Consider the following 24,395-nt stretch of genomic DNA (forward strand, 5'->3'; position numbering starts at 1 on the left):
ATTCAAGCAGTTATTGGAAGCCGCAGCCTCGCATGAACGGCGCAGCCTCACAAATATGCTCGAAACGGCACTTTCTGACTATTGCGAGCGAAACGGTATACGTCCGGCGTCGGACGCCAGAAGCCTGGGGCGTACGTAATAGCGAGGGGTCAAAAGCCATTCTTGGTCGCGCACCGCCGTCAAATTCAACACAAATAAGACGAACAATGTTCTGTTTGATTAAAAATGCTGAAAAAGACGGCCTGGGTAAGGTCATACACCAGGATGGCTCGCAGGCTCTGGTCGAGTATTTTGATTCTCCAATTAGCGGAGGGCGGCGCCGGGTAGAAGTACCGATATCGTCAATCAAGCCGAAGCGGTTAGGACGCAATACTCGCGTCTATACCTACAATGATCTCGCGAACGAGTGGCGCATCGGACGGGTTCGCGAGGATGACGGGGAAGGCGTAGAAGTCCGCCTAGCCGACAAGTTCGACATCTATGTGGACTACAACCAGGTCTTCGTCCGATGGAAGCGCCCGATCCAAGACCCAGTCGTCTTCCTCGGTAACTTCGTTACCGAAACGCCGCAGTATGCCGAGGCACGTTCCGAATTCCTCCAGAATTATCTCTACCAGAGGGGCAGTGCATTTGGAATTTCCGCATTGCTTTCCTCATCCATCGAGTTGGAACCGCACCAAGTAGATGTCGTACGGCGCGTGTTGACCGATCATTCCCAACGCTATCTACTTGCCGATGAAGTCGGCCTTGGCAAGACGATTGAGGCGGGAATCGTCATCCGGCAGGCGGTGCTCGATGACTTGCGTGAGCATCGAATCCTTGTTCTTGTCCCGCATGCCTTGGTAAATCAGTGGCGGGAAGAATTGATTATTCGCTTTGGTCTGCAGGACTTCGTCGACGAATCAGTATTCGTGTTACCTCAGGAGGATAATGAGGACTTGCGTCGAGTTCTGAGCAACCTGTCCTTGCTTGTCATCGACGAAGCGCATCACTTAGCCGATCCCCATGCGGGCGAGGAGATGCAAAAAATGTATCGGCTTATAAGCGAAGTGACGCAAAACACTGATCGCTTGCTGCTCTTGTCGGCAACGCCCATCCTGCGCAACGAGGAAGGGTTTCTCCGCATGCTGCATCTTCTGGATCCGGTGGTTTACCCGCTTGAGGACCTAGAGACCTTTCATGACAAGATCGTCAACCGGCAGGCGTTGGCCGAGACCGTTGCAGCCCTCGATCCCAGCAATTCTCTGTTCATGGACGTTGCCCTTGATGACTTGATCGGCCGTGTTTCGAACGACCCGCGGTTGGCACAGTTGACGCAGGCGCTGAAAGAGAAGCTCCTCGAGTTGCCAGACGAGAGCGATCCGCAATTTTGCGCGGCGGTGCGGCAATTGCGCGCTCATATCTCCGAGACCTACCGTCTCAATCGCCGGATATTGCGGAACCGCCGCAGCCATGTCGAGGGATTAACGCCCGACCGCAAGGGAGCGCAAGTCTGGACAGTAGAGTACTCGCCCATGATGCGTCTCGAATCTGCGCTGGAGGACTGGCGCGTCAGCGCTTCGATCTCGATGGGCTCGATGGATGCTGCTGTCGCTCAGGAGTTCGGCGCGTTCTATTGGAGCGCGGTTTGCGCACTATCGGAAGATCTAGGTGCATTTCGCAACCATTGCACGAAGCGCCGAAGTTGTATCGAGAGTGATGCCTATTCGTCGTTTAAGGGGGAGGACAGCCTTCTCGACGCAATCATCTCCACCATCGACGGTGAGGAATGGATAGAGGCTCGCCTTCACCGGGTGTGCGATGGTTTGCGCTCGCTGCCAGAGTTGACTAAAGCTGTGGTTTTTTGCGACAGCGAGAGTGCCGCTGACGAAGTCTTTGCATACCTAAAGAGCCACCACATTGCAGTGGTGAGGCATGACATTGGCGAGATTGGAGATGATATCAATGGGCGCGCTTGGGGTGAGTTCCTAACCAATGCCGCGATTCGGGCCATCGTCTGTGATCACAATGCAGAAGAAGGCATCAACCTACAGGGTGGGGACAAGGTAGTGGTGCATTTCGACCTCCCCGTACAACCGAATCGCATCGAACAGCGCATGGGGCGCGTCGACCGCTATGGCGCGGGCAAACCGGTGCAGTCTTACGTGCTGATCGATAAAGACGCACCACTGCAAGCAGCGTGGTTCGACGTTGTTGACCAAGGCTGGGGCGTCTTCCATCGATCCATCTCAAGCTTGCAGTACCTAGTTGAGGCGGAATTGGCAATGTTGGAGGGTGCGCTGATCCGTGAGGGAGTCGAGGCACTTCATGCACTGCTTGACAGATTGGCCGGTCCTTCTGGGTTGGTGGCGCGCGAGCTTAACCTTATCGACCAGCAAGATGCACTGGACCAACTGTCGCCGGTGCCGGAGGCAGATTTGGATGACTTGTTCGAAGCCGATGCAGATTGGAGGACTATTCGCGACGCGATGATGTACTGGATCGAGGAAACACTCCTGTTCCGCAAGGTATATGAACCGCGCCGGCCGGGCACTCAATCTGTCGACGAATCCTTTCGTTTGCAGTATTGCTCGCCCGATGGCGACAATAAGTCGCCTACGCTCATTCCTTCGTCAGGGTTTATAGACGATTTTTTGGGGGCCATCGACTTTGAAGCGCCTGGTAGTCGCTCGATCAAGCCGGAATCCTATCCGTACGTTGTGCATCGCCCCACCGCCGTCAGACGCAGGATTCGGCCACTCCGGTACGGTACGGAGTTCATTGAAGCCATTAAGTCTTTTTCAGACTTGGACGATCGGGGGCGTAGTTATGCAATGTGGCGGCAGGTCTTCGACCAGTTATCTCCGTCCGAAATCCGACTCTGCTTCCGCTTTGATTTTGTGATCGAGGCGCGCTTAGATGAAGCCCTTGCTGTTCTCACTGCCGACAGTGGTCAATCGATCGAGGCCGCGCGGGCCGTTCTTGCGCGGCGCGGCGATACCTTGTTTCGGCCGGAAGTAATGCAAGTCTGGGTGGATGAGGAGGGGGATGAACTACCGCAAGATATTGTCGAGCGTTTTTTGATGCCCGAGTATGCAAAAGAAGGTGGAAATGGTTACATCGACAAGAATCTCAAGCTATCTTACCTAAGTGCTTTCCGACGGATGGCACCGGATACTTTCGTCAATTGGGAGGAGCGCTGTGAGCGAATGCGCGACAGCGCATTGGCTATTGTGATGGCGCGCCCGGAATTGAAGGGGCGGCAGCACCGTGCGTTGGAGCAGGCGGTAGCCGAAGACGAGATCCGCTACGCCCAATTGCAGACCCGTATCCAATCCTTGCGCGGTATTGAGGCGCAGGCCGAAGCCCATCAACTAGAACTTGAACAGGCGCTTAACGGAGCTCTCCATCGCGGCATATCGTCACCTTCGGTGAAAGTCGACGTGGCCGGCGCGGTTTTCCTCACTAGCGAACCTGTATCACTAATCGAACGCTTCATCCGGGAAGACGCATGAGTTTTGGTTTCGACGAATTGCAGGCTATCTTCGCAGATTGGCCGGTAGCCAATGGTTGGCCGGAAAAGCTGGGTGACAGCGTCCTCGAGCGGATTTGCCAAGTGTTGAGTGCAGCGCAAGCTCACCCTCTAAATTCGGCATGGCATGCCGACTTTCAACCCTTGTTGCGCCAGGTCTTGCTCCGCGCCAGTGACGACGCCGGCAAGAGTGTGCGGTTGCGTGTGCCGGCAGGACAGGGATGGCCCGACCGAGCGAGTTGGGCCGCCCATGGGGTTAAGGCCATCGAGGCTGGCGCCTCCGCATATCTACTGGTAGCTCATGAGTGGCATCCGGAGTGGCTCGGTAGCGGAAAGCATGGGGTGTTCGGCGACGCGTTCTCTGACAAGAAAGTACGTCGGACGACGTACTGTGAGGTAGACCCCTTCATCCGTGACGCCACTGGCTTTTCCAGCTATTCGTCTCCTGGCCAACGCGAGGCGGTGCGTGCTGCTTTTCTTATCCCAGACGGCGACACCTTAATAGTTAATTTGCCTACGGGCTCCGGCAAGAGTCTAGTTGGGCAGGCTCCCGCATTAGTAAACAAGGAAGATGGCCATCTAACCGTCTTCGTCGTGCCGACGGTCGCCCTTGCCCTCGACCAGGCGCGCGCTATGCAGCAATTGTTTCGGAGTAACGGTCATTCCAGTCTGGACAGGCCGTTGGCGTGGTACGGCGGATTAACGAAAGAACAGCGTGCTGAGATCCGACAGCGCCTTCGCAATGGCACCCAGCGCATACTGTTCACTTCACCGGAAGCGCTCACTACTTCGCTACTACGTGCCGTGTCAGATGCCGCTGCGGCTGGCATGCTGCGTTATTTGGTGATCGATGAGGCCCATCTGGTCGCGCAGTGGGGGGATGAGTTCCGTCCTTCCTTCCAAGCCTTAGCAGGGTTGCGCCATAGTCTGCTGAGATTGGCGCCACGTGGTTTTCGCACCTTGCTAATGAGCGCGACCTTCACGGAAGAAACGGTGGAGACATTGGCGAGCCTATTTGGACCACCCAACCGCGTACAAATGATATCGGGGGTTCATCTTCGCCCAGAACCCCAATATTGGTTCTACAAGGCTGTATCGCCCCAAGAAAAGCTAGAGCGTGTACTGGAGGCATTGCGTCATGCGCCGCGGCCGTTCATCCTCTATGTCACCAAGCGCGATGAAATTGTCCACTGGAACAGCGCGTTGCGTGACCGCGGTGGCCTGCGCCGCATTGCCACGTTTGACGGCGGGACGCCCGACCGTGAACGGCGGCGCATCATTGATGAGTGGGCGGCCAATCGTCTCGACGGCGTCATTGCAACGTCTGCTTTCGGGGTCGGCCTTGATAAGGGCGATGTGCGCACAGTGGTCCACGCGACAATTCCCGAGACCCTTGACCGTTACTACCAAGAAGTGGGCCGCGGCGGCCGTGACGGCAAGGCGTCGGCCAGCCTGCTGGTGTTCGATGATACAGACTGGAGTTTGCCGGAGCGACTCGCGAAGCCCAAGATCATCTCCGATGAACTAGGATTCAGCCGTTGGAAGGCAATGTACCAGTCACGCAGGCAGACTACTGAAGAGGGGCTGTGGGAGATCAATATCGACGCCGTACGCGAAGGTTTGCCTGGGGGGGGCGAATACAACGTTAACTGGAACATGCGTACGCTTATCCTGATGGCGCGTGCTGGTCTCCTTGCCCTTGAACTTGAGGTCAACAGCGATGAGGAGGGAGCCGATCCCTGCGAGGATGTTTCTTCATTGCTTGCAGCAATGGCGAACGTGCGCGTGCGCATCCGCAACGACGGCCACCTTATTCCCGTAGTCTGGGAAAGTGCGATCGCTGCTTCGCGCAACAAGACACTGGAAGCCGCTGAGCGGAACCTCCAAATGATGCGGCAACTACTTCCGCAGTCCAGCGGCTTGGACCAGGAGATCGGACAAGAAGTTGGTGCGACGCTTACGCAGTTGTACCGGATCCAGTCGACGCGCTGGCCCGTTCAGGTAACGCGGGTTTGCGGCGGCTGTCCCAAGGACCGCTTCGACACTGGGGATCGCTGGCACTATGCCGAACCAGTCGTGGTGCCGGTGAGTCGCGTCTTGCCGTCGGTCTCCAATGCCTGGCAGGAAAGATTTCCTTGGGTGGACCCTGCCTTCGCCTATGTCTTTTACGACGAGAGTCGACCAGGGGAAGGAATTCGACAGGCTATCCTACAATTTGCCGAATGGCTGGTTCAGTCGTGCGGCGTACGTGAGTTGGCGGCCCATCCCGCATCGCCGCTAGTGAACCTTCCCGAGTGGGTCCGACTATACCAGCGAGCCAGCGATCGAGTACTGCTACACCGGTCGCTATGGGACACTGATTTGGAACCTTATTCTCCGTTGGCACGCCTGACGGTGCTCGAGCCCGATGCGTCGCCAGAGCTCATTTGGGACATCCAACTACTGCAGCGGCCCTTTCACGTCGCGGTTGTGCCCCTCGGTATGCCAGATCCCGACAATAGCTTGCGCCGCCTCGCCGACGTCAGCCGGAATGTGCTGCATCTGGAAAACAACATCATTCCTGTGATAACCCAATGAGTATCCTTAACCGCCAATCCGATGGCCTCCATCCGATACTTCTCACCTTGGCCAGAATCGTCGCCCGAGACAAAGCGATTTCCCGCGAGGAGTTGATTAGCGTCTGCGTCCCGCTGTCCAACATCGACAAGGAAAGCGGCAAGGAAGCTGACAACGAGAAGGACAAGGATTTGGCAGCCCGGGCACGCGCGACGCTGGCCCGCTGGATCGCTCTAAATCTTTTCGTCGAGGACGGAGACCAGATTCGTCTGACTATCGACTTGGCCCGAAGCGAGTCCATTGATGAGTTTGCCGAGCGTTTGCCCGCCATTTGCCGAAACATTGTAATGCTTCAGCAGCATGGACTGCCGCTATGGCCAGCCGATGGCAGCGTTTCGGAAGAGGAGGCTGGGCGTACAGCTGACTTGTGCCGTGGCTTGGCCTGGTGCTTGACCCAGGATATCTACTCGTTACCGAGGACCTACGACGAAATTGAGATCCTCGTCAAGAATCAAGTGCTACCGGGGAGCTTCATCTTCTTGAACGACACGCGGTGGCCTGGGTTGCGCTCGTGGGCGAGATTCCTTGGTTTTGCTACCGGCGACGAGTCTGCTTTCTTCTGCGATCCGACAGCGGCAGTGCAGTCGGAATTGAAGGAGGTGATTCAGAAGAACGAAACGGTGCCCGCGGCGGAGTTTGTATCGCGCCTGGCGGCGCGCCTTCCGGTGTTGGATTCAGGTATCTACCGCCACGAGGTAGAGCAGGTACTGAAGGCCGAGACGTGGAAGCCGCCTGCTGCCGGACACCTATCGACTGCGCTGTCGTTCGCCTTGCGGCGATTGCAGAAGCAGCAAGTGATCGGTTTGGTGACGCTGGCCGACGCCGGTTCGCGATTAACCCTCGTAGGCCAGGGTGGACGGGCATGGGAGAACTTTACACATGTCCGCTTGTTGAAGGACGCATCATGAGTCTGTTGAACTATTGGCCTACTGCCGAAGAGATTAATCTCTGCATAAACCCCGAAGCTGAGGGCGCGCATGATGCGGTTCTGCTGGCCGTGCACCAACCCTCTCCGCTAAGTTACAGGCTGATTTCGTCGGACCAGAAGCTTGGTGCTAGCGAAGACGAACTGTTCAAGTACCTAGTCACGAAGGACGTGCCGTCCGGCGCCCATGTCGTGCCTATCACCGGCGCATCTGGCGTCGGAAAGTCGCACATGGTGCGCATGCTGGCAGCCCGTCTGCAAAACATAAATGAAGATAACCGCTATGTCGTCATCCGCATTCCGAAAAGTGCGAGCCTGAGGCGAGTAGTTGATCTGATCCTGAAAGAGTTGCCGGACGAGGAGTATGCACCCGTAAAAGCAGAGTTTGCCAAGGCGCTCTCCGAAGTCAACATGGAGACTGCAGTTATTAACTTTCAGAGCCAACTCGATATTACACTTGGTGAATTTGCGAAGGAACTGCAGGCGCAGGTCAAACTCAATCCAAGTAATTCCGGGCTGAAAGAACAACTCGGACACGCGGTCTACCTACCAAGATTTATGGGTGACCCTGTGCTCGTTGGCTATTTCCGATGCAACGTGTTTCCGAGGATTGTGCAGCGTGCAATTGACGGACAAAGTCAGACTGCACAGAAAACATATGTCGAGGATTTCCATGCGGACGACTTCAAACTGCCCGAATCCATCGATATCAGCAAGGCTGCGTCGCCAACCCAGTCCTACTACACTCGCACCCTCTTAATAAGGGAGGGCGAGGGCAGACGGACCGCTGCACGATTGCTCAACGAGAGCAAGGTTGTTGATCAAGCGATTCGCCAACTTTTCAGGCTGCACGAATCCCTGGGTGGCATGACTTTACAAGAAGTCATACTTGAAATTCGCCGGCGGTTACTTAAGCAAGGCCGCGAACTTGTAATCCTGGTGGAAGACTTCAAAGCGTTGACTGGTATTCAGGACACGCTACTCAATGTGCTGATCCAGGAGGGCGTGCGTGACGGCGTTAGGGAACTGGCGACGATGCGCTCAGTCATCGCCGTAACAGACGGTTACCTAGCCGGAAAGGATACGATTTCTACTCGCGCAAAGCGCGAGTGGATCGTAGAGAGTCACTTGTCAGGCGAGTCCGAAGTCTTGCAGCGCACAAAGGCACTGGTCGCCTCCTACCTTAACGCGGCGCGATGGGGTTACCGCGAATTGGTGCGTCATTTCGAGAGGAACGGTGGTGCGCGCGACAGCCAAGGAGTATGGATCGGGCCCTACGCTGACCAAGAGGATACCAGCGATGTCTCTGTATTGGCAGCTTTTGGGAAGGAGGATGAGATTCCGCTATTTCCATACACTGAGCAAGCCATCGAGCAGTTGGCGCGTGCCGTGCTAACTAGAAACAATGAGTTGGTCTTTACTCCGCGCTTCATAATTGACAATATCCTGCGCGCTGTACTTTTGCCAGGCCGGCCAGCATTTCAGCATGGGAGATTTCCACCGCCTGATATTAATGCGCCGGGGACGAATTCGGAGGTCACTCAATGGTTGGCTGCGCTTCCGGTCTCGCAGGAGGCGCGGGAGCGATACCGCCGCCTTGTGGCGATTTGGGGCAACGCCCCGCGTACGCCTGCTGATATCGGCTACATTCCAAAGGAGGTTTTCGATGCGTTCAAACTGGATCAGCCCAATATCGATTTCCACACCCAACCGGAGGTTAAGCCGAAAGATCCTATTCTCCCACCTCCGGATGAACTGCCTAAGTCAGACGACGAGTATCTGACCGAGGCACTTGAGAAATGGTCGCAAAGTGGTGAGCGTCTTTCCCAGGTCGTGGCCAGCCAAATCCGGAAATCAATTGAATCCGCACTCAATGAGAGGATTGACTGGTCAGCAGAGCGCTGTATCAAGTCGCCCATTTCTTACAACCAGATATCCATTCCGAATGCTGGTGGTGAAGGTCGCATCGCGACCAGTGCAATCATAGTTGCAGAGGATCACACTGATCCTACCGGCCAGTTACGTGCGGAACTGGCTGCCGTGGCTCGCTTCTATCAGTTGAATGGCGGAAAGATGCAATACGCCAATGCCGACGATGATTTGGTCTGGATCGCTAACCTTGCGGATCGATTGATGCCGCAGGCGCTAGCGATCGTACGAGCTAGCATGCGGCTGAAACTCGGTATGGCAGTGAGGTTGTTATCCAACAATAGCCGAATTCTAGGCCTTATGGAGCGGGGCCGTACACCCGCCAGTCTCGGAGCCTTCTTATTCGGCGTCCCCCTGAACTCCTCGCGTCCTCTAGAAGGCGCGCCCATCGAATTCGGCGAGTGGCGCACGCTGCAGGAGCAGGCGTTGCGGGTACGTCCCGAACTGATTCAACTCGTCGCCGCCTTCTGCGGCAGCTTCCAAGGAGCTGGTAAGACACCTTATGCCATGGATATGGCGCGTGTGGCGAACTGCTTGCTGCCGGAGAGCGAGGTGACTAACGCTAACGTACTCGACATGACATCCGCCGAATTGAAGCGGGCGCTAGCGATGATGAGTGAAGCTCGGGTAGGGCTCCTGGCGCGAAAAGTGCTAAAGGCGGCCGACGACATTCGCGTCAAGTTAGCAGAAGAACTCGGCGACAACTTCGATAAGCAAGAGGTTGCAGAAGAACTAAGGGCCCTGGCAGATCAGTTGAAGGAATCCGGTGTCTGGAATGTCGATGAGATAGGTATGGGCCACTTAGCTTTCAAAAATCTGTGCGAAGAATTCCGCAGTGGCGCACTGCGCGAGGCACTGTCCGTGTTCACGAATTCGGGTGAAGCGGATGGGGTGCAGAGCGACGGCCAATTGATCAGCCGCGTGGGGCGCTTCGACGTCCTTCCTCTTATTGTCGCGTCGCGCTTTATCGAGGCGGCGCGCAAGGTAGTGAGCGCTTCGGAGAAGCGCGCCAAGCGGTTGGAGAATGAGTTTCAGGGTGTGGACCCACGGGCGCAAGCTAGCGAGATCCAAACTTTGTTTGAAAACCTCCTGAATGAAATGGACGCCTTGGGTATGGAAGGAGAAGCGGCATGCTCCTAGACGATGCACGGATTGTTCGCGCGCGTTTGAGGCGTGCCGAAGAGGCTAGCAGTAGCATCGAGGAAGCCGATGCGCTGGCTTCAAAGCGAAACGAACTTGGAGGGCTTTCAGCCCGAGTCGTAATGTTGGCACGTCGCAATGCCTTGCTACGGGCGGAGGGAGTCCCGTTATCACAAATACCGGATATCGATAAGGCCAGGCAAGTAATCAGTCAGGTCAGAGCCCGCTTTGCCGAGTTGCCTAAGGCCACCACGCTGGTGGACAAGCAGCGCTGGAGCAAATTGATATCAACGCTGACCGAGTTCAACGCTTCGGCAGAGATGCTCCAAAAGCAAGACTGGAAAGCCTACTTCAGCGGCAAGTTGTTTGGCGGAGTCCCTCCCGAGCAACGCAAGCAAACTATCCTGCAGGCGCTGCCGGAGAACCGGAAGGCCTTGGAACGCTATACGCACTTGTACCAACGTTTCAATCAGTACCGCAATGCCGTTCCTAGTACTGTCGAGGCACTGCACGAAGCGCACGCGTGTTCGGAGAGTCTGGCGGATATTCAGTTTGTGGAGAACGACGACGTGCCCAAAGCAGTGAAGGCCTTCTTCAATGCCACGTCCACCGGAACCGGAGCCAGCCTGGAGTTCTTGACTACTGAAGTCATTGAATGGCTGCAGTCGAATAACATGTTTGCTAACTACGTGGTGCGAGCACGGTAATCGAGGCAAGTCATGTTGGAAGAAGCACGAGAACGTTTTCTTGCCTCGGTGCTGGATTGCATCGAAGAGCGTGAAGCAAAGTTGCTGGTCTGGGGCATCGTCGATGGTGATTTTAGCCATGACGAGATCATGGACTTGATCAATCCGCTAATTGACAACGCCATCAACGATGGCCTAGAGGATTTTCTTTCCGCCGAGGATGTTCTAAAGGAACTACGGCAGCGCAACTGGATAGCCGAGGTGCCCAAGATAGGTGCCGCTGCCGGTTACCGCTCACGCATGGCGGAAACTGTGCGCTTACTCCAGCGCTTGCGGCAACTGTTCCCAAAGCACGCAGGTCCCAATGGTTGGCAGCAGGCCCCTAGCTTAGTTGCGGACTTTCGCTTTCTGCGTCGGCATCGCCGCTATCCAGCGCGCGATATTTCGGTCAAGCAGGCGCTGACAATGATCGGGGAGGATGCCCCAAGTCCGGCGCTGTTAGCGGCATTGCAAGCTTTGCTCACGTCGCCCCACCGCACTGTCCGCCTGTCTGGCTTCCAGGTACGAGCTGCCCAACGAATTTTGCGTGCCATTGAAACTGGGGTGGAGTTGGCGACCATCGTTTGTGCTGGCACGGGTAGCGGTAAGACTCTCGCTTTCTATCTACCGGCGCTGGCCTCGATTTACCGCCACGTGCTGGTGGAGGGTAAGTCAGAGCGCTGGGTCAAAGCGGTGACCCTATATCCCCGTACAGAACTGCTCAAGGATCAGTTACGCGAAGTCTTGCTGCGCGTCCGTAGCCTGCAAGCAGGTTTGCCAAAAAAGGACCACGTGTCGATTCGCGTCGGTGCCCTCTATGGCGATACGCCGCACTCCGCGCAGTTTTGTGAATGGACAAAACGAGGCAATGATCGGATCTGTCCGACTCTTGCTTGCCTCGACTGTGGTGGCGAACTGCGCTGGCTACACAAAGATCGTAGCGAGGGCCGCGAACGATTGGTGTGCGCTTCTTGCGAAGCGGTTTTGGACGGCGCCGTGTTCCCACTCACCCGGACATCACTCAAGAGTGCTGTACCAGACATCCTCTTTACCACTACCGAGATGCTTAACCAACGCCTCTCGGACACCTCGATGAGGCATCTGTTCGGCGTCGGGCCAAAGTCGCTGTGTGCGCCGGAACTGGTGTTGATGGACGAGGTGCACACTTATGAAGGCAAGCACGGAGCCCAGGTCGCCTATCTGATGCGGCGATGGCAGCGACTACTCGAGCAACCGCTGCGCTTCGTCGGCTTGTCGGCCACCTTGCGTGACGCATCACAGTTTTTCGCCGTGCTCACAGGTTGTCGCGCCAACCTTGTAGATGAAGTCTCGCCGCATGCGGATGAGATCGAGTCCGAGGGAGCCGAGTACATGATTGCCCTGCGCGGTGATCCCGTTTCGCGTACGGCACTCCTGTCCACAACCATCCAAACCGCTATGGTGCTGCAGCGCTGCCTCGATCCAAAAGCCGCGCAGTCGGAACAGTCGATTAGCCGCGGTATGTTCGGTCAGCGCACGTTCGTATTCACCGACAACCTGGACGTGATCAATCGTCTGTATTTTGACCTGCTCAGTGCCGAGGGTCGCAATAGCTATGGCGATCCCGATATGCGCCATGCGCCAGAGGGCGGCCTGGCCGTGCTGCGCGAAAGAGGAACCTCGCTCTTGCGCTATGCCAATGGACAAGACTGGCGCTTCTGTCAAGGCCTGCATGACGGACTTAAGCGCCGACTGGTGGTCAAGCGGGTCAGCTCCCAAGATCGCGGTGTTGACGCCAATGCAGATGTCATCGTTGCGACTGCCGTACTGGAGGTGGGATTCGATGATCCAGTCGTCGGAGCAGTGATCCAGCATAAGGCTCCGCGCGGCATGGCAGGCTTCCTTCAACGCAAGGGCCGCGGCGGTCGCACTCGAGGCATGCGGCCCTGGACGGTGGCCGTGCTGTCTGACTATGGCCGCGATCGGGCTGCGTATCAGAGTTATGACTTGCTGTTCGATCCGGAGTTGCCGGTCCGCACGCTGCCCTTGGCGAACCGATACATCACGCGTATGCAAGCGGTGTATGCCACCATCGACTACTTGGCAATGCGATTGCAGGATGCTCCCGCAGGCAGCATATGGAGTGACCTGAGCGGAGGCGACGAAATCAATGCACAGCGAAGCCAGCGCCTGCTGCGAGAGTTGCGTAGCATTCTCGAGACCGAAGTTGGTACTCAGCGTCTGTCCAACTTTCTGCGGCGAGCGTTGCGGCTATCTGAGGAGGAACTGTCGGCCGTATTGTGGGAGTATCCGCGGCCACTTCTGACCACTGTGCTGCCGACTGCGCTGCGGCGTCTCGCGAGCAACTGGAATGCTGACGGTAAGCCGCAGCAGGATTACCAAGCCTTCAACAATCCGCTGCCAGACTTTATTCCAGGTTCCCTTTTTGCCGACCTCAACTTAGCCGAGGTCGCAATCGATCTGCCAGAGTCAGATTCAGCAAGCCCGTTCAATGCGCCAGCGATGTCGGTGTACGCCGCATTGCGCGAGTTCGCGCCGGGTCGAGTGAGCCGGCGCTACGGCGTGCGCTATCGTACGGAGCGCCACTGGATTGCGCCGTTGCCCGATTTTCAGAGCGGATCAAGCATCTGCAGCGGCGTCTTTGGCCTCGAGGTCGATACTATCGGCAGCCACGTGCTGCTCGGCCAGTATCTGGTTCGCCGGGAGGGAGAAACGGTAGCGCTCCCCGTTTACCGTCCGGTGCACTTGGCACCGCAAGCACCGCCGACGGCGGTGAAAGATTCTTCGAATGCCTCCCTAGAGTGGCATAGCCAAATTGTCGCGACGTTCGAGCCGAATTGGCTTTCGCCACCCGCCCGTAGTCTGTGGACCCAGATCGTAACGCGCATTGGCTTTTTTACGCACTCGCGCCATGCCCCGGCTGAGATCCGACGCTTCGCCGTGGGGGCCTCGGCCGAGATTGGCGTTGGCGCTGAGAAGGTTAGGGCCGACACGGTGTTCCAACGCGAGGGGCAATCAGTAGGGCTTGGGGCGCAATATGCTGCCGACACCATGGTGTTCCAGATCCATATCCCCCCTGACTTGCACCTGGGCCGTCATCCTGGCGACGAAGCGAAGTGGCGCGCATTACGTAGCGCCCGTTTTATCGACCTTGCTTGGCGCGGGAAGCGTCTGGCCATGATTGGTAGCCCCTTCATGCGAGAGTGGTTAGCGCAGATTTACCTCTCCGCCCTGACCTACGAAGCCATGCACCGACATATTGGCTTGGCCGAGGCCGATGCCACCATTCGGCAGGGCCAGGCGTCGATCTCGCTATCGGATGTGCTGAGCTTGCTATTCCAGTCGCAAATAGTCGAGATACAGGGAGACGATGAAGCGGCGGGCAGTCCGGACAAGTTGCGTCAGGAACTGAGTATGTGCCTTCGCGATCCGGTCGTGATTGCGGAGTTGCACGAGTTTGGCGCCATGCTTTGGGAGCCCATCGATGCCGACTGGGAACCGTGGCTACGTGGGGTCTACCATTCCACCGTTGCTGCAGCACTACTACGGTCGATTACTGACCTATGCCCAAGCATCGATCCGGAAGACCTGACGGTGGACTTAGACCGTGGCCCGGCGCTCCCTGGCCAAGCTGTCGGCTTCCAGCGAGAGGCGGTAGAGGCGTGGTTTACCGAGCGCAGTCCGGGGGGTAACGGACTGATCGAAGAATTTATGCGGCGCTACGCGGAAGATCCACGCCGTTTCTTCGCGACCGTACGCGCCAATCTGGGTATGGGGGAGTTTGAGTTGATCGACCATCAACTCAAACAAATGATCATCATGCTGGCCGAGGACGGCGGCAGCAGCCATTCGGAAAGCGCCGCACTGGTACGCGAATTCCGTGCCGCCGAAAGCCAGGAGGACATGGCGCAGTCATTCCGACGCTTACGTCGGGCGCTGATTCAGGAAGGTTTCTCACCCTTCCATGGCTTCTTGGTCGCGCTCGGTAATCGTGTTCTGCGACCGGGATCGGGCCCTGCGACCGATCTCTACCTTTCCCGAGTGCTCAATCAATGGCAGGGGGAAGAGGCACGCATTGGCATCGAGATCGATCTGCGCGTCATGAGCTATTACCTGAGTCAATCGGACGACATCGATCACGTTGTGTCGGACATTGGCGCCCCACCAAGCAGTGATCGCGCTGCTTGGCGCATCGGGGCTATCTATGGGCTGTTATGGCCCCGCGGTCGGGCGATTCGGCAGTCCGCGCTGCAGATGAGGAATTCCTTCACTGAATTGCCACTGATCGAGCGCCTGTTAGTTGTGGAGTCCATCGGCGACGATCGTGTCTGCGTTTCCGTGCTCGATGATGACTGGTTGCCGCAAACTGCCGAGCAACTTGCTGCCGGCAGCCAAGTGACGCTGACCTGCCCGGGCGCCGATCGTGGTCGCCTGGCTGCTGCGCTCAATGCGCTGGTAACCAATCCGGTCGAGTCCGGTTATCTGCGCGCCTATGCACGCCTACAGGGCATCCGCCAAACTCAATCTATGGTCGAGGCCGATATCGAACTCGTCGAGGCAGTGCAATGAGTATCCAATATCGGCGTATTTTCAAGACCAAAACCACTGGTGTCACGACTATCCAGGAACTGCTGCAAACTATGTTCGTGGCCGAAGTGTTACAACCAGGCGAAGATATTTGGATTGTGTCTCCTTGGATCAGCAATGTTGTCTTAATCGACAATCGGTCCGGCAGCTTCGATGCCCTTAATCCCGAATGGGGGCGACGTGAGATTCGCCTCGCTGATGTGTTGGTGACGCTGATGAACCACGGTACTAGGGTGCACATCGTCACCCGCAGTGACGCTAGCAATGATGCCTTCCGCACCCGGATGACCGATCTGATATGCGAGCACGATTTGGAAGATCAACTCGCGATACATATCCATGATCAATTGCATACCAAAGGCATCCTGCTCACGCATTGCCTGTTGATGGGCTCAATGAACCTGACCTACAACGGCATGATGATCAATGATGAATGGGTCGAATTCTCGCTTGATCGGCACGATCACGGTCGTACCCGTCTTGAGTTCGCTCGTTACGGAGAGGCCGTATGATCGGCGACTTGCCACCCCAGGAGCAGGCCTGGCTACGGCGTTTCTTTTCTGAGCGCAATGCGCTTCAGTGGGAAGCCATTGTCGATGGCAAAGCGCCGACGGCATGGATGGAGCAGATAAGCCCTTGGATTACCGCTTTTGCCGCTCAAGGCGCCCGATTGCCAATCGTGCTGCCTGTGTTCGATGTCCATGGGCCGTGCCACTGGTACGGTATGGCTGCCGATGAGACTTCGGCAATTGCGTTGGCACAGGAGTTGACAGCTGTCGTCGGCCCGAGTTACAGCGACTTTCGTGGCCAACCACTGCAGGTCGACATTGGTGACGAGATCGAGTGTGCATTGCAGAAGCGCTTTGGCGATTTCGTTTTCCGATTGGAGCCAGTAGATGACGTGGCACGCGGTAACATCGCGCAGGCCTTGCAGTTGTATCTCGGCTTACTGCGCCGTCGCCCAGTCATTCCCGACCGAACGCAACGCCCGTTCGGTAAGGTTCGCGCCGAGTTTGATCGGGCGTTGTTGGCGGGCAACGAAGCAGATGCACGGCGCTTACGCGACGAATTGATCGCCAGCGGCCGAATTGACGCTGAGCAGCACAAGTATCTGGAAATCCGTATGCTGGCCGGTCTTGGCCGCCAGCATCAACTGGCACACGATTACTCACTGATTAAATCCGTTCTGGGCCTGTCTTTACCGGCTCAGACCATTGCCGACCTGGTCGAGGCGCTTTATGCGACCTATATTGTCGCAATCGAGGATGAGGCGAATGTCGGTAACATTCTGACCATTTTTGGGAACGATATCGCGCGTCACTTCGGGCCGCTCTTTCGGGAGCGGAAAGGCATTCGGCAGCCCAATGTACTGAAAGCCTTTCTCCTATATGAACTGGTGCAGGACGAACCGAATGTGGCGCGCTGCCAGGCCATTGTTGCCGCCTATCCGAGCCAAGCAGGACCCGAATTAGTCGAGCGCTGGTTCAATCGTTTGTCGGCCGCCCGACCGTCACGCTCCGATGCGTTTGAGTTGGCGCGTCAGGCCTTGGCGGATGAAGACTATGAGTTGGCGCTGCAGTTCTCGTTTGAAGCCGTCCCCGAAGCATGGACGTACAGTTCCTTGCTGCGTTGCGCCGTGGAATTGGACGATGCTCAAATCACTCGTCGAGTTCTTGATGCGGTGAGTACCGCGCCTGAGGGCGTGCGGGAAAATTGGAAAAAGCGCGATCTGAACAGATTGCAAGAGTTACAGCCAGAGCCTTCCAAAGCCCACGAGGCACCGGGGACGCTGCAAACGCGACCAGATACTGATTGGTTATCTTGGATTCGCCATGTCGAATCTGGCTGTTATGAGCGACCGCCGCTGCAGATTTTGGACGAGGCGCTCACGCGCTGGAGTGTAGACTCCTATGTTACGGATCCAGACGTCTGCCGCGAGTTAGCGGAAAAGATTGGCAACGCGAACGGTCAGGCTGAACATGTGTTTCGCAATGCATTCGCAGCCTTAGTCGAATTCTTCGTCGACCGCCCGCCATACCCGGTGCGTGGCTTCATACCGCTCTACACTATGCTGATCCGCATCGTGGCGTGGAATGGCATGGTGTCGGCCAATGAACTCGAATTGGCTTCTGTCTTGATCCAGGCGCTGATCAGCCTTGGTCCGCCGAAGGATGAATACGTCGAAGCACTGGACGCATATACCGAAATACTTACCGCTAACAATGCGCCCGGCAACGTCGACTGGGCGCTCAATGCGGCTGAAACACTAGTTTTGCATGCATCCCCGGAGAACGAGGCGAGACTCCGGTTTTTTATGGCAGTTATAGATACGGCCCGCACCCATGCTCATCGCCTTAACCCGGCGCAGCATGGGATTCTGTCGCTGCTCGCAAAGGATTACGGTTGTGCCGACTTGCTGGAGACTTTCCCATTTCAGGAGGAAAGGTATAGTGAAGCAGGTGCTCGTGCCGATTTCGAGGGCTTAATCGGCATCTATACCCTAACTGAGCCCGCTGGGCAGCGGGCGCGGCAATTCTTGCGAAATCGCTTGCCTCTGGCGCGAGTGGAGGTGAATGCAGACGTGGTAGCGACAGACAAGCTGAAGCATTTGGCCGCGCACGCCGACATCTTTGTATTTGCCTGGAAAAGCAGCAAGCACCAGGCTTATTACGCGGCGAAGGAGGCGCGAGGCTCCCGGCAAACTCTGCTCCCCTTAGGGAAGGGGAGTGCCAGCATTTTGGACTGCGTCTTTAGGGAGCTCGAGCGGCTTGGATAACTTGTGACATGACCTGAAGCCTGCCACAGTTGGCTATTCGATATATAGCGTACAGGAATCGCCGCTCGCGGGCCGTTCGATGCATACACGTGTGATACTCGGAAGCGACTCGCGTAGTTGCGTGCCAATGAAGGCGCACAGGTTCTCAAGCGTAGCAGGCCCGAGGCCAGGAATTTCGTCTAGGAAGCGGTGATCGAGCATGTCACGTACTTGGTTGATTTCCCGCCGAAGAACTCCGACGTCAATGACCATCCCCGAATCAGGGGATGGTGATCCGCTCAGTGTTACCTCCGCGTGATAGGTGTGCCCGTGAATGCGCCGACTCCCCTCAGCATCGATCTCGCGATGCAAAGTGTGTGCCGCCTCAAAGTAGAATTTTTGACTGACCTCGTATCTCATCGGCGTCAATGTGCTGGTGGTAGAGTTGTCAGGACGACTGGTTATCGCGAAGCGGCCTGAAGGTATTCCGCAAATCCCTTACCGCGTAGCTCACAGGCAGGGCAAGTCCCACATCCGTAGCCCCACGTATGGCTTGTCGTGTGGTCACCGACATAGCAGGTGTGAGCGTCGTATCGAATCAGGTCGACGAACTGGGGTCCTCCCAGTTTTGCCGCCAAGGCCCAAGTTTCCGCCTTGGTAAGCCACATGAGCGGCGTTTCGATCAGCAGCGGCCAATCCATACCAAGGCTGAGTGCGACCTGGAGCGATTTCAGCGTGTTTTCACGGCAGTCGGGATAGCCGGAATAGTCCGTCTCGCACATTCCCCCGACCAATACGGGCAGATTTCGCCGATAGGCGAGCGCAGCCGCGAAATTGAAGAAAATAAGATTACGTCCGGGAACGAAGGTGTTCGGCAGTCCGGAGGCATTGAATTCAATTTGCTTTTCACTCGTTAGGGCGGTATCACTCACGGAGCCTAGAACACCGAGGTCCAGCATATGATCCTCGCCGAGCTTCCCCGACCAGTTGGGAAATGCAGTCCTGATCTTGCGGAGAATTGTTTGCCGGCATTCCAGTTCGACGCTGTGGCGCTGTCCATAGTCGAAACCAATGGTCTCGACATGCTTGTACCTCTGGAGCGCCCATGCCAGGCACGTCGTAGAGTCTTGACCACCAGAAAAAAGAATCAATGCGCGTTGATGCATAGTTTCACCAATTAGGCAATGCGACGGGGTCTGCGAAGAAGACGCTTAAGTGTGCGAGTCAGGTAATTGGCAAGTAGATCGATATCCGACGGCGTATTCTGAATGCCATTCCATGGACGAACGTCATTCTGCGACAACTCCCAGGTACCGCTAGTCCAAGCGGTAAACGGCTTAAGTAGTTTGAGCCCAGGAATGAACTCGTCTTTGAGCCTCGCGCCTTCGGTCGAGTAGAGCAATTCCATTGCGAAGCCCATTGCGACAATCCCAGCGCCATGGCGTAGGCGCGAAGTCCTGGGCACCATTCCCACCCACTCAGGCCCGAACACCTCGACAACTGCTTTGAAGAACTCGTCAATCAGCGATATGGATAGTTCCTCAAAGTCGTCCTCCTTGATGAAGTCACGGATGGCGCCGTCCGACGTCGAGTTCATAACCAGGCGCTGCATGGCAGTGTCGCTAATCACACCTCGCGGATTAGTATGCTGGCGAATCTCACCATACAGCGACGAACCGGCCTGATAGTTCAGACGATCGACGATGCGAGCAGCGAACTTTCGCGACGTGAACCGCTCCGGGAGTCCTTCGACGTCGGGCAGCAGTTCGTAGATGAGCGTCTTGGGTAAGGGCCGGGTGTTGTTGATGAGAACGAACTGCTGACGGAGTTCGTTGTAGTCCTTGCATACAAGTGCTGACACGAAAACCTGAAAACCTGGCTTCTTTATGCCCGAGAGCGCGGTGAGACGCTGTTGGCCGTCCACCACGAAACCCGGCTTGCACTTCTTCGTATTGATTTCAATGCTTACGATTCCGCCCCCGAAGTCTTTAACCTGAACCCCGTCGATGAAGGCAACGATGACAGCGTTGGGCAAGAGGGCATCATCACGCTTGAGGTAATCCCGAATCTCCTTAATATGAGAAGCGACCTGATGTCGCTGGAATCCCTTAAGCTGCCCGTCCTCGGTACGCCCAATACGCTCAATTTCGGAGAAGGCTAGAATTTGCTCCGGTGTCGCAGCGAAGGAGAACACATCATGCCCCTTTGCTTGCCGCGCCCTAATGGCCTTGAAACGAAAAACGCTCACTGGCGCTCCTCCAGTATGTTTTGTACGTGCTTGTGATAAACACCTAAATTATGGAACCCGCGGCGCTTGTTGCGATTGCTTGCTCTAAAAATGATGACCTCAACACCGACATCGCGACAGATTGGACACCCGCATTGCTTCCACGGTTTGGCTTCGAGTGTCCTCGCCATCAGATCTCTTTGCTTCTTGAGTTCCCGTTCACGCTGCTCCTCGGAAGTCACCTCCCCTTGCGTAAGAAAACGCTGATAGTCGGTGAGGGCCTCAAGTGCGGTCGCAAGCGGCATACGCCGCTTGTCGAAGGCGCGGATAGCCTCAAGAGCACGTTGCTCACGTCGTAGAAGATCCTCTGCGCTGAAGATTCCCCTCTTTATACCCTGCAAGAGTCTTGAGTTTTCAATTGCCTGCGGAATGCGAATGGCAGCAAAGTAATCTAGCGTACCATCTCCATTGCTGCTGTAGTAGTTCGCCTTCGCATCCTTAAACGCACGAATCAGTGGAGACGTCGAGTCAAAGCTCGTGACGCCATAGCCAGTGAACTCATGAATCTTGTCCGCCTTTGCAAATCCCAGTAGATGAATGTCAGTCTCTGGCTTTATGGCCTTCCTAATTGCCTGTAGTACCTTATGGATGACATCGACCTTCAGGGGAACCAAGCCCCCGACAGCTAAGTAGCGATAGCCCATCTTCTCTAGCGCTACCGCTGCCTCCGCCATACTTTGTGGCGACCACCCTTGAATTGGACCCAGGGGCTCAAACGGCCATCCCTCCTTCTCGGTCAACCGAATAAATTCCTCGGCGTTCGAAAGCGTGATGTCAAACCGATCTATGACGTCCTGGGGTTGCTCTTCTCGCGGCGGGTTGCTTGTGTCGCAGGCAAATATGATGTGGTCAGGGGAGCATCCGTGGGTGAATGCTGCGTCCGTGTAAAACTCCACTACCTCACCCGGAGAGTATGCGGGCTTTGGGTGCTCTACGTATGCGAATGCACCGCAGTCGCCCATGAGCATCTTGTCCTTATGTTTGGGGCCGCCAAAGCGGAGGAACTTCCTGGCCCCATCCCGAAGCATTCGCTGCTCTTCGGCCGTCGAATATCTGACTTTGGAGTTCGCGACGCCGTCGGCTTGCCGGATCGCGCTCATGGAAACGAGCAGTCCATCGTATGGGGCCGGATCCATGAGTTCGTGCGCATAGCAATCGTCCCAATAACGCTTCCGCCCTGGAGCGTTCCGGTCTTGCAGGAAGTCATACATGGGATCCACATAGTCCTGCGTGTCGGAGTACAGAAACTTCATTTTTTTACTTGGTTGGCGTAGGCGCGTACTAAGGCGTCCTGCAATCTTTTAATATCTCGAGGGGTGTTTTGGATCTCATTCCATGCCACACCCAACAACTCCCAATGGCCTTTCGTCCAGGCACAGTGTGGGGCGATATGCTCCAATTCCTTGCGGACGGTCTTATAGTCCTCACCGATGCCGGAAAGCTTCGCGTATATGCGATCCATTAGGACGCCCATTGCTTCGATTCCTGCAGAGTGCATTAGCCGACTCTGACGTGGATCTCGACCCCATGCATCAGGGAAAACATCGCGCACCGCGGACCAGAAGGTCTTCAAAATCCGATACATAGCTTCCAGGTCCGCAGTTTCATTTGTGCGAGCTTTGTAGGTTGCTAGGGCACCTAGCGGATTATTGAGGCTGTTGCGTATCATTGCGATTACAGCCGTATCAGTAATGACCGCTGTGGTGTGCGAACGCTCAGTCATTCTCTTTATGAGCTTGTGGAACGGAGAGTTAGGATCTCGATTTAAAAGATTGCAGAGCTCCGATGGCACTTTCCGGGCATTCAAATCGCGCGGAAGCAAAATTCCCGTGGTTTCTGGAAGCAGTTCATTAATGAGCCGAGTCGGTAGTGGCTTAGCCTTGTTGACCAGGATGAACTGCTCGCGTTGTATCTCTATGCTGTCCGAAACGAACCCGATTACGGGTACTGGGATGGCGGAATTCTTGGCTTGAGCCAACGCGAGGGATCTTTGCTGTCCGTCAACGATCCATGCAACTCGTCCACCCTCTTCGAATACTGGAATCGTCAGCGTGCCAGCTTGGGATATGCCCATATCTCCCGTTGGCTTCGAACCGCGAGCTGCGACGAATCGGACCTCAGGCGACATAGCCAAGATGATGGCATTCGGGAAGAGCACGTTGCCTTGGTTCAAGTAGTCAACTATCCCCTTCACATGGTTGCGAATTTCGGGACGTTGGAAGCCCTTCAAGGCATCATTGGCATCGCGCTCAATTCGGCTGATATCGGCCAGCCGTGTAATATCTGCCCCTCCGATGAAAAAGGCATAAACATCCAGGTCCCCACCTTGCGTGGTATGTAGAGCACGGACGACGATTTCTTTTGGCTTAACGGCCATGAGCATTCTCTGTCAAGAATTCATTTCTTGGCACAGTTCGAGCCAGATCCGACGAAATCTGCCTTGCTCGCATGCAACTAACACGTCGTCACGTAGGAAACGCAGCAGACGCGTGGAACTACCGTTGTGCGCAGTCCAATGGAGGCGAAGCAAACTGGCAATCGCCTCATCCTCCAACTTTGTGCGAACGGGAATCTTGGGCTTAGAGATATCGGCAAGAGCGAGTTCCACGGCACGTGTGCTATGGGCGAGAGTAAGACGGTGACCACCAAGTTCTTCGACAAAGTGTCGAAGCGCGCGTTGGGGAAAGTCAGCCCGCGTGCCTGCGAATCGAGTTCCTTCTAGTCTCTCGTCATACGGCATTACGCATTGGTATAAATGCTCAGGAACTGCGCTCCGCCCTTTCACGGATGTGAAAAACCTTAGTTTCCGCGCGCAACTAACATGGCAGCACTCCAGATCAGAGGCGATCATGTCAAGGTACCCGCTCGGCAGCGCAATGAGGACGAGTTTCGTTTGGGGGGCAGCAACAATCTTTGCGATTGAGGGGCCCGAATTGAGAGCGAGCCACCATTCAGCGGAGGTCGCTTCTAATCGTGTAAGCGCGGGCGAGATCGAACTCGGCCCAGTGGATACCGTTAGGTCGTAGTAGGGGACCTGCGCATGCGCGTCAGTCAGCCCTAAGCCAGCAGAGACGAAAGCAAGTTGAGCCCCAATGCGCTTTGCAGCCGCTTGGGCGTCAACTACTGATCGCCCAGTGTAGAGGTCCATGGCAGCCCGCAGAGTGCGAACCTTCGCAATCTCTCGCTTCCAGCCGTGAGCCAGGCCTTCCACCGACTCAATCTTTGAGTGGGGGCGATGAGGCCAGCTTGCTGCGCGGCTAGGGGAGGCCTTCCCGCGCTTTCTGCTGGTGCAATTTGTAAGCACCAGGGCTTCCATGACGTGTTCGAGTTCCTGCTAGGCAAGTGGAGGTAGCAGTAAATCTGCCGCCTCGAATTCTACACGCTACAGTTATTTGCATCAAAGTTCTAAGTGTGTCTGCAATAAATCGTCGCGCATTGATGTGCTGCGCGATAGAGGACCTAGGCGCGACACCCCATGGACAGGCGGACGCGTCATGCTGCGTTTGCGTGCTACCGGCGCGGAAGCCGATGCGCTGGCGGTGCAGTAGGGGCTCGAAGAATGAGAGAAGTCGTCTGTCGTGGCAGGAAGCTTGCCGTCAAGCTATGCAGGTCACCAGAGCACCGGTCGACCAGGTTTGACAGCCTGCCCCTCACACCGGACGAGATGCGAAGCGGTATCCTCTCGTCTTTCGCCGACGCACGTCCATACGGGCGGGCCGCGGCGGGGGAGCCCTTCGGGCTCGCCGGTTTGTGTGTGCCGGTCTGTCAACCCTGCCTCGTGCTCGCCCACCCGATTGACAGCGGACGGCGAGCCTCCATCTCTCACACACGGAGGTCGCAATGACTAGCACCACCCCCGCTCCCCAAGAGCCCACCCTCGCCCAAAAACAAGCCCAACTGGCCGAAAACCTGGCTAAAGT

The 24,395-nt window shown here is 56.3% G+C and carries 13 protein-coding genes; 8 read left to right on the forward strand and 5 right to left on the reverse strand.

What is annotated here, in order from left to right; all coding sequences use genetic code 11:
- Positions 1-32: 32 nt before the first annotated feature.
- Genes dpdE through dpdD form a run of 8 tightly spaced genes read left to right on the forward strand, consistent with a single transcriptional unit; the run spans position 33 to position 18,209 of the window.
- Positions 33-3,494: a protein DpdE gene (dpdE, locus tag AC3WON_RS17020; protein WP_492352320.1), complete on the forward strand. Its 3,462-nt coding sequence runs from the start codon at positions 33-35 to the stop codon at positions 3,492-3,494.
- Positions 3,491-6,088, forward strand: a complete 2,598-nt coding sequence (dpdF, locus tag AC3WON_RS17025) for a protein DpdF (RefSeq protein WP_492352321.1) — start codon at positions 3,491-3,493, stop codon at positions 6,086-6,088. The genes dpdE and dpdF overlap by 4 nt, the downstream gene beginning before the upstream one ends.
- Positions 6,085-7,035 (forward strand): protein DpdG, encoded by a 951-nt coding sequence (gene dpdG, locus AC3WON_RS17030; protein ID WP_492352322.1) that lies wholly within the window; start codon positions 6,085-6,087, stop codon positions 7,033-7,035. The genes dpdF and dpdG overlap by 4 nt, the downstream gene beginning before the upstream one ends.
- The gene (gene dpdH / locus AC3WON_RS17035; RefSeq protein ID WP_492352323.1) at positions 7,032-10,121 is read left to right on the forward strand and encodes a protein DpdH; all 3,090 of its coding nucleotides are present in this window, start codon (positions 7,032-7,034) and stop codon (positions 10,119-10,121) included. Before dpdG ends, dpdH begins: the two co-directional genes overlap by 4 nt.
- Entirely contained in the window at positions 10,112-10,828 is a 717-nt protein-coding gene (gene dpdI, locus AC3WON_RS17040; RefSeq protein ID WP_492352324.1) for a protein DpdI, read from the forward strand. Before dpdH ends, dpdI begins: the two co-directional genes overlap by 10 nt.
- A gap of 12 nt (positions 10,829-10,840) precedes the next feature.
- A complete protein-coding gene (dpdJ, locus tag AC3WON_RS17045) occupies positions 10,841-15,415 on the forward strand; it encodes a protein DpdJ (protein WP_492352325.1) in 4,575 nt (1,524 codons plus the stop codon).
- Positions 15,412-15,945: a phospholipase D-like domain-containing protein DpdK gene (dpdK, locus tag AC3WON_RS17050; protein WP_492352326.1), complete on the forward strand. Its 534-nt coding sequence runs from the start codon at positions 15,412-15,414 to the stop codon at positions 15,943-15,945. Before dpdJ ends, dpdK begins: the two co-directional genes overlap by 4 nt.
- Entirely contained in the window at positions 15,942-18,209 is a 2,268-nt protein-coding gene (gene dpdD / locus AC3WON_RS17055) for a protein DpdD (RefSeq protein ID WP_492352327.1), read from the forward strand. The genes dpdK and dpdD overlap by 4 nt, the downstream gene beginning before the upstream one ends.
- A gap of 33 nt (positions 18,210-18,242) precedes the next feature.
- Here dpdD and AC3WON_RS17060 read toward each other — a convergent pair whose 3' ends face one another.
- Genes AC3WON_RS17060 through dbpB (AC3WON_RS17080) form a run of 5 tightly spaced genes read right to left on the reverse strand, consistent with a single transcriptional unit; the run spans position 18,243 to position 22,852 of the window.
- A complete protein-coding gene (locus AC3WON_RS17060) occupies positions 18,243-18,608 on the reverse strand; it encodes a 6-pyruvoyl trahydropterin synthase family protein (RefSeq protein ID WP_492352328.1) in 366 nt (121 codons plus the stop codon).
- A gap of 41 nt (positions 18,609-18,649) precedes the next feature.
- Complete coding sequence (gene queC, locus AC3WON_RS17065) at positions 18,650-19,354, reverse strand: 7-cyano-7-deazaguanine synthase QueC (RefSeq protein WP_492352329.1); 705 nt, start codon at positions 19,352-19,354, stop codon at positions 18,650-18,652.
- 11 nt (positions 19,355-19,365) lie between these two features.
- Positions 19,366-20,436: a DGQHR domain-containing protein DpdB gene (gene dbpB, locus AC3WON_RS17070; RefSeq protein WP_492352330.1), complete on the reverse strand. Its 1,071-nt coding sequence runs from the start codon at positions 20,434-20,436 to the stop codon at positions 19,366-19,368.
- The gene (gene dpdA, locus AC3WON_RS17075) at positions 20,433-21,728 is read right to left on the reverse strand and encodes a tRNA-guanine transglycosylase DpdA (RefSeq protein WP_492352331.1); all 1,296 of its coding nucleotides are present in this window, start codon (positions 21,726-21,728) and stop codon (positions 20,433-20,435) included. Before dpdA ends, dbpB (AC3WON_RS17070) begins: the two co-directional genes overlap by 4 nt.
- A complete protein-coding gene (gene dbpB, locus AC3WON_RS17080) occupies positions 21,725-22,852 on the reverse strand; it encodes a DGQHR domain-containing protein DpdB (RefSeq protein WP_492352332.1) in 1,128 nt (375 codons plus the stop codon). The genes dpdA and dbpB (AC3WON_RS17080) overlap by 4 nt, the downstream gene beginning before the upstream one ends.
- Between the last annotated feature and the right edge of the window lie 1,543 nt (positions 22,853-24,395).

The organism is Cupriavidus sp. FW305-46 (assembly GCF_058787075.1).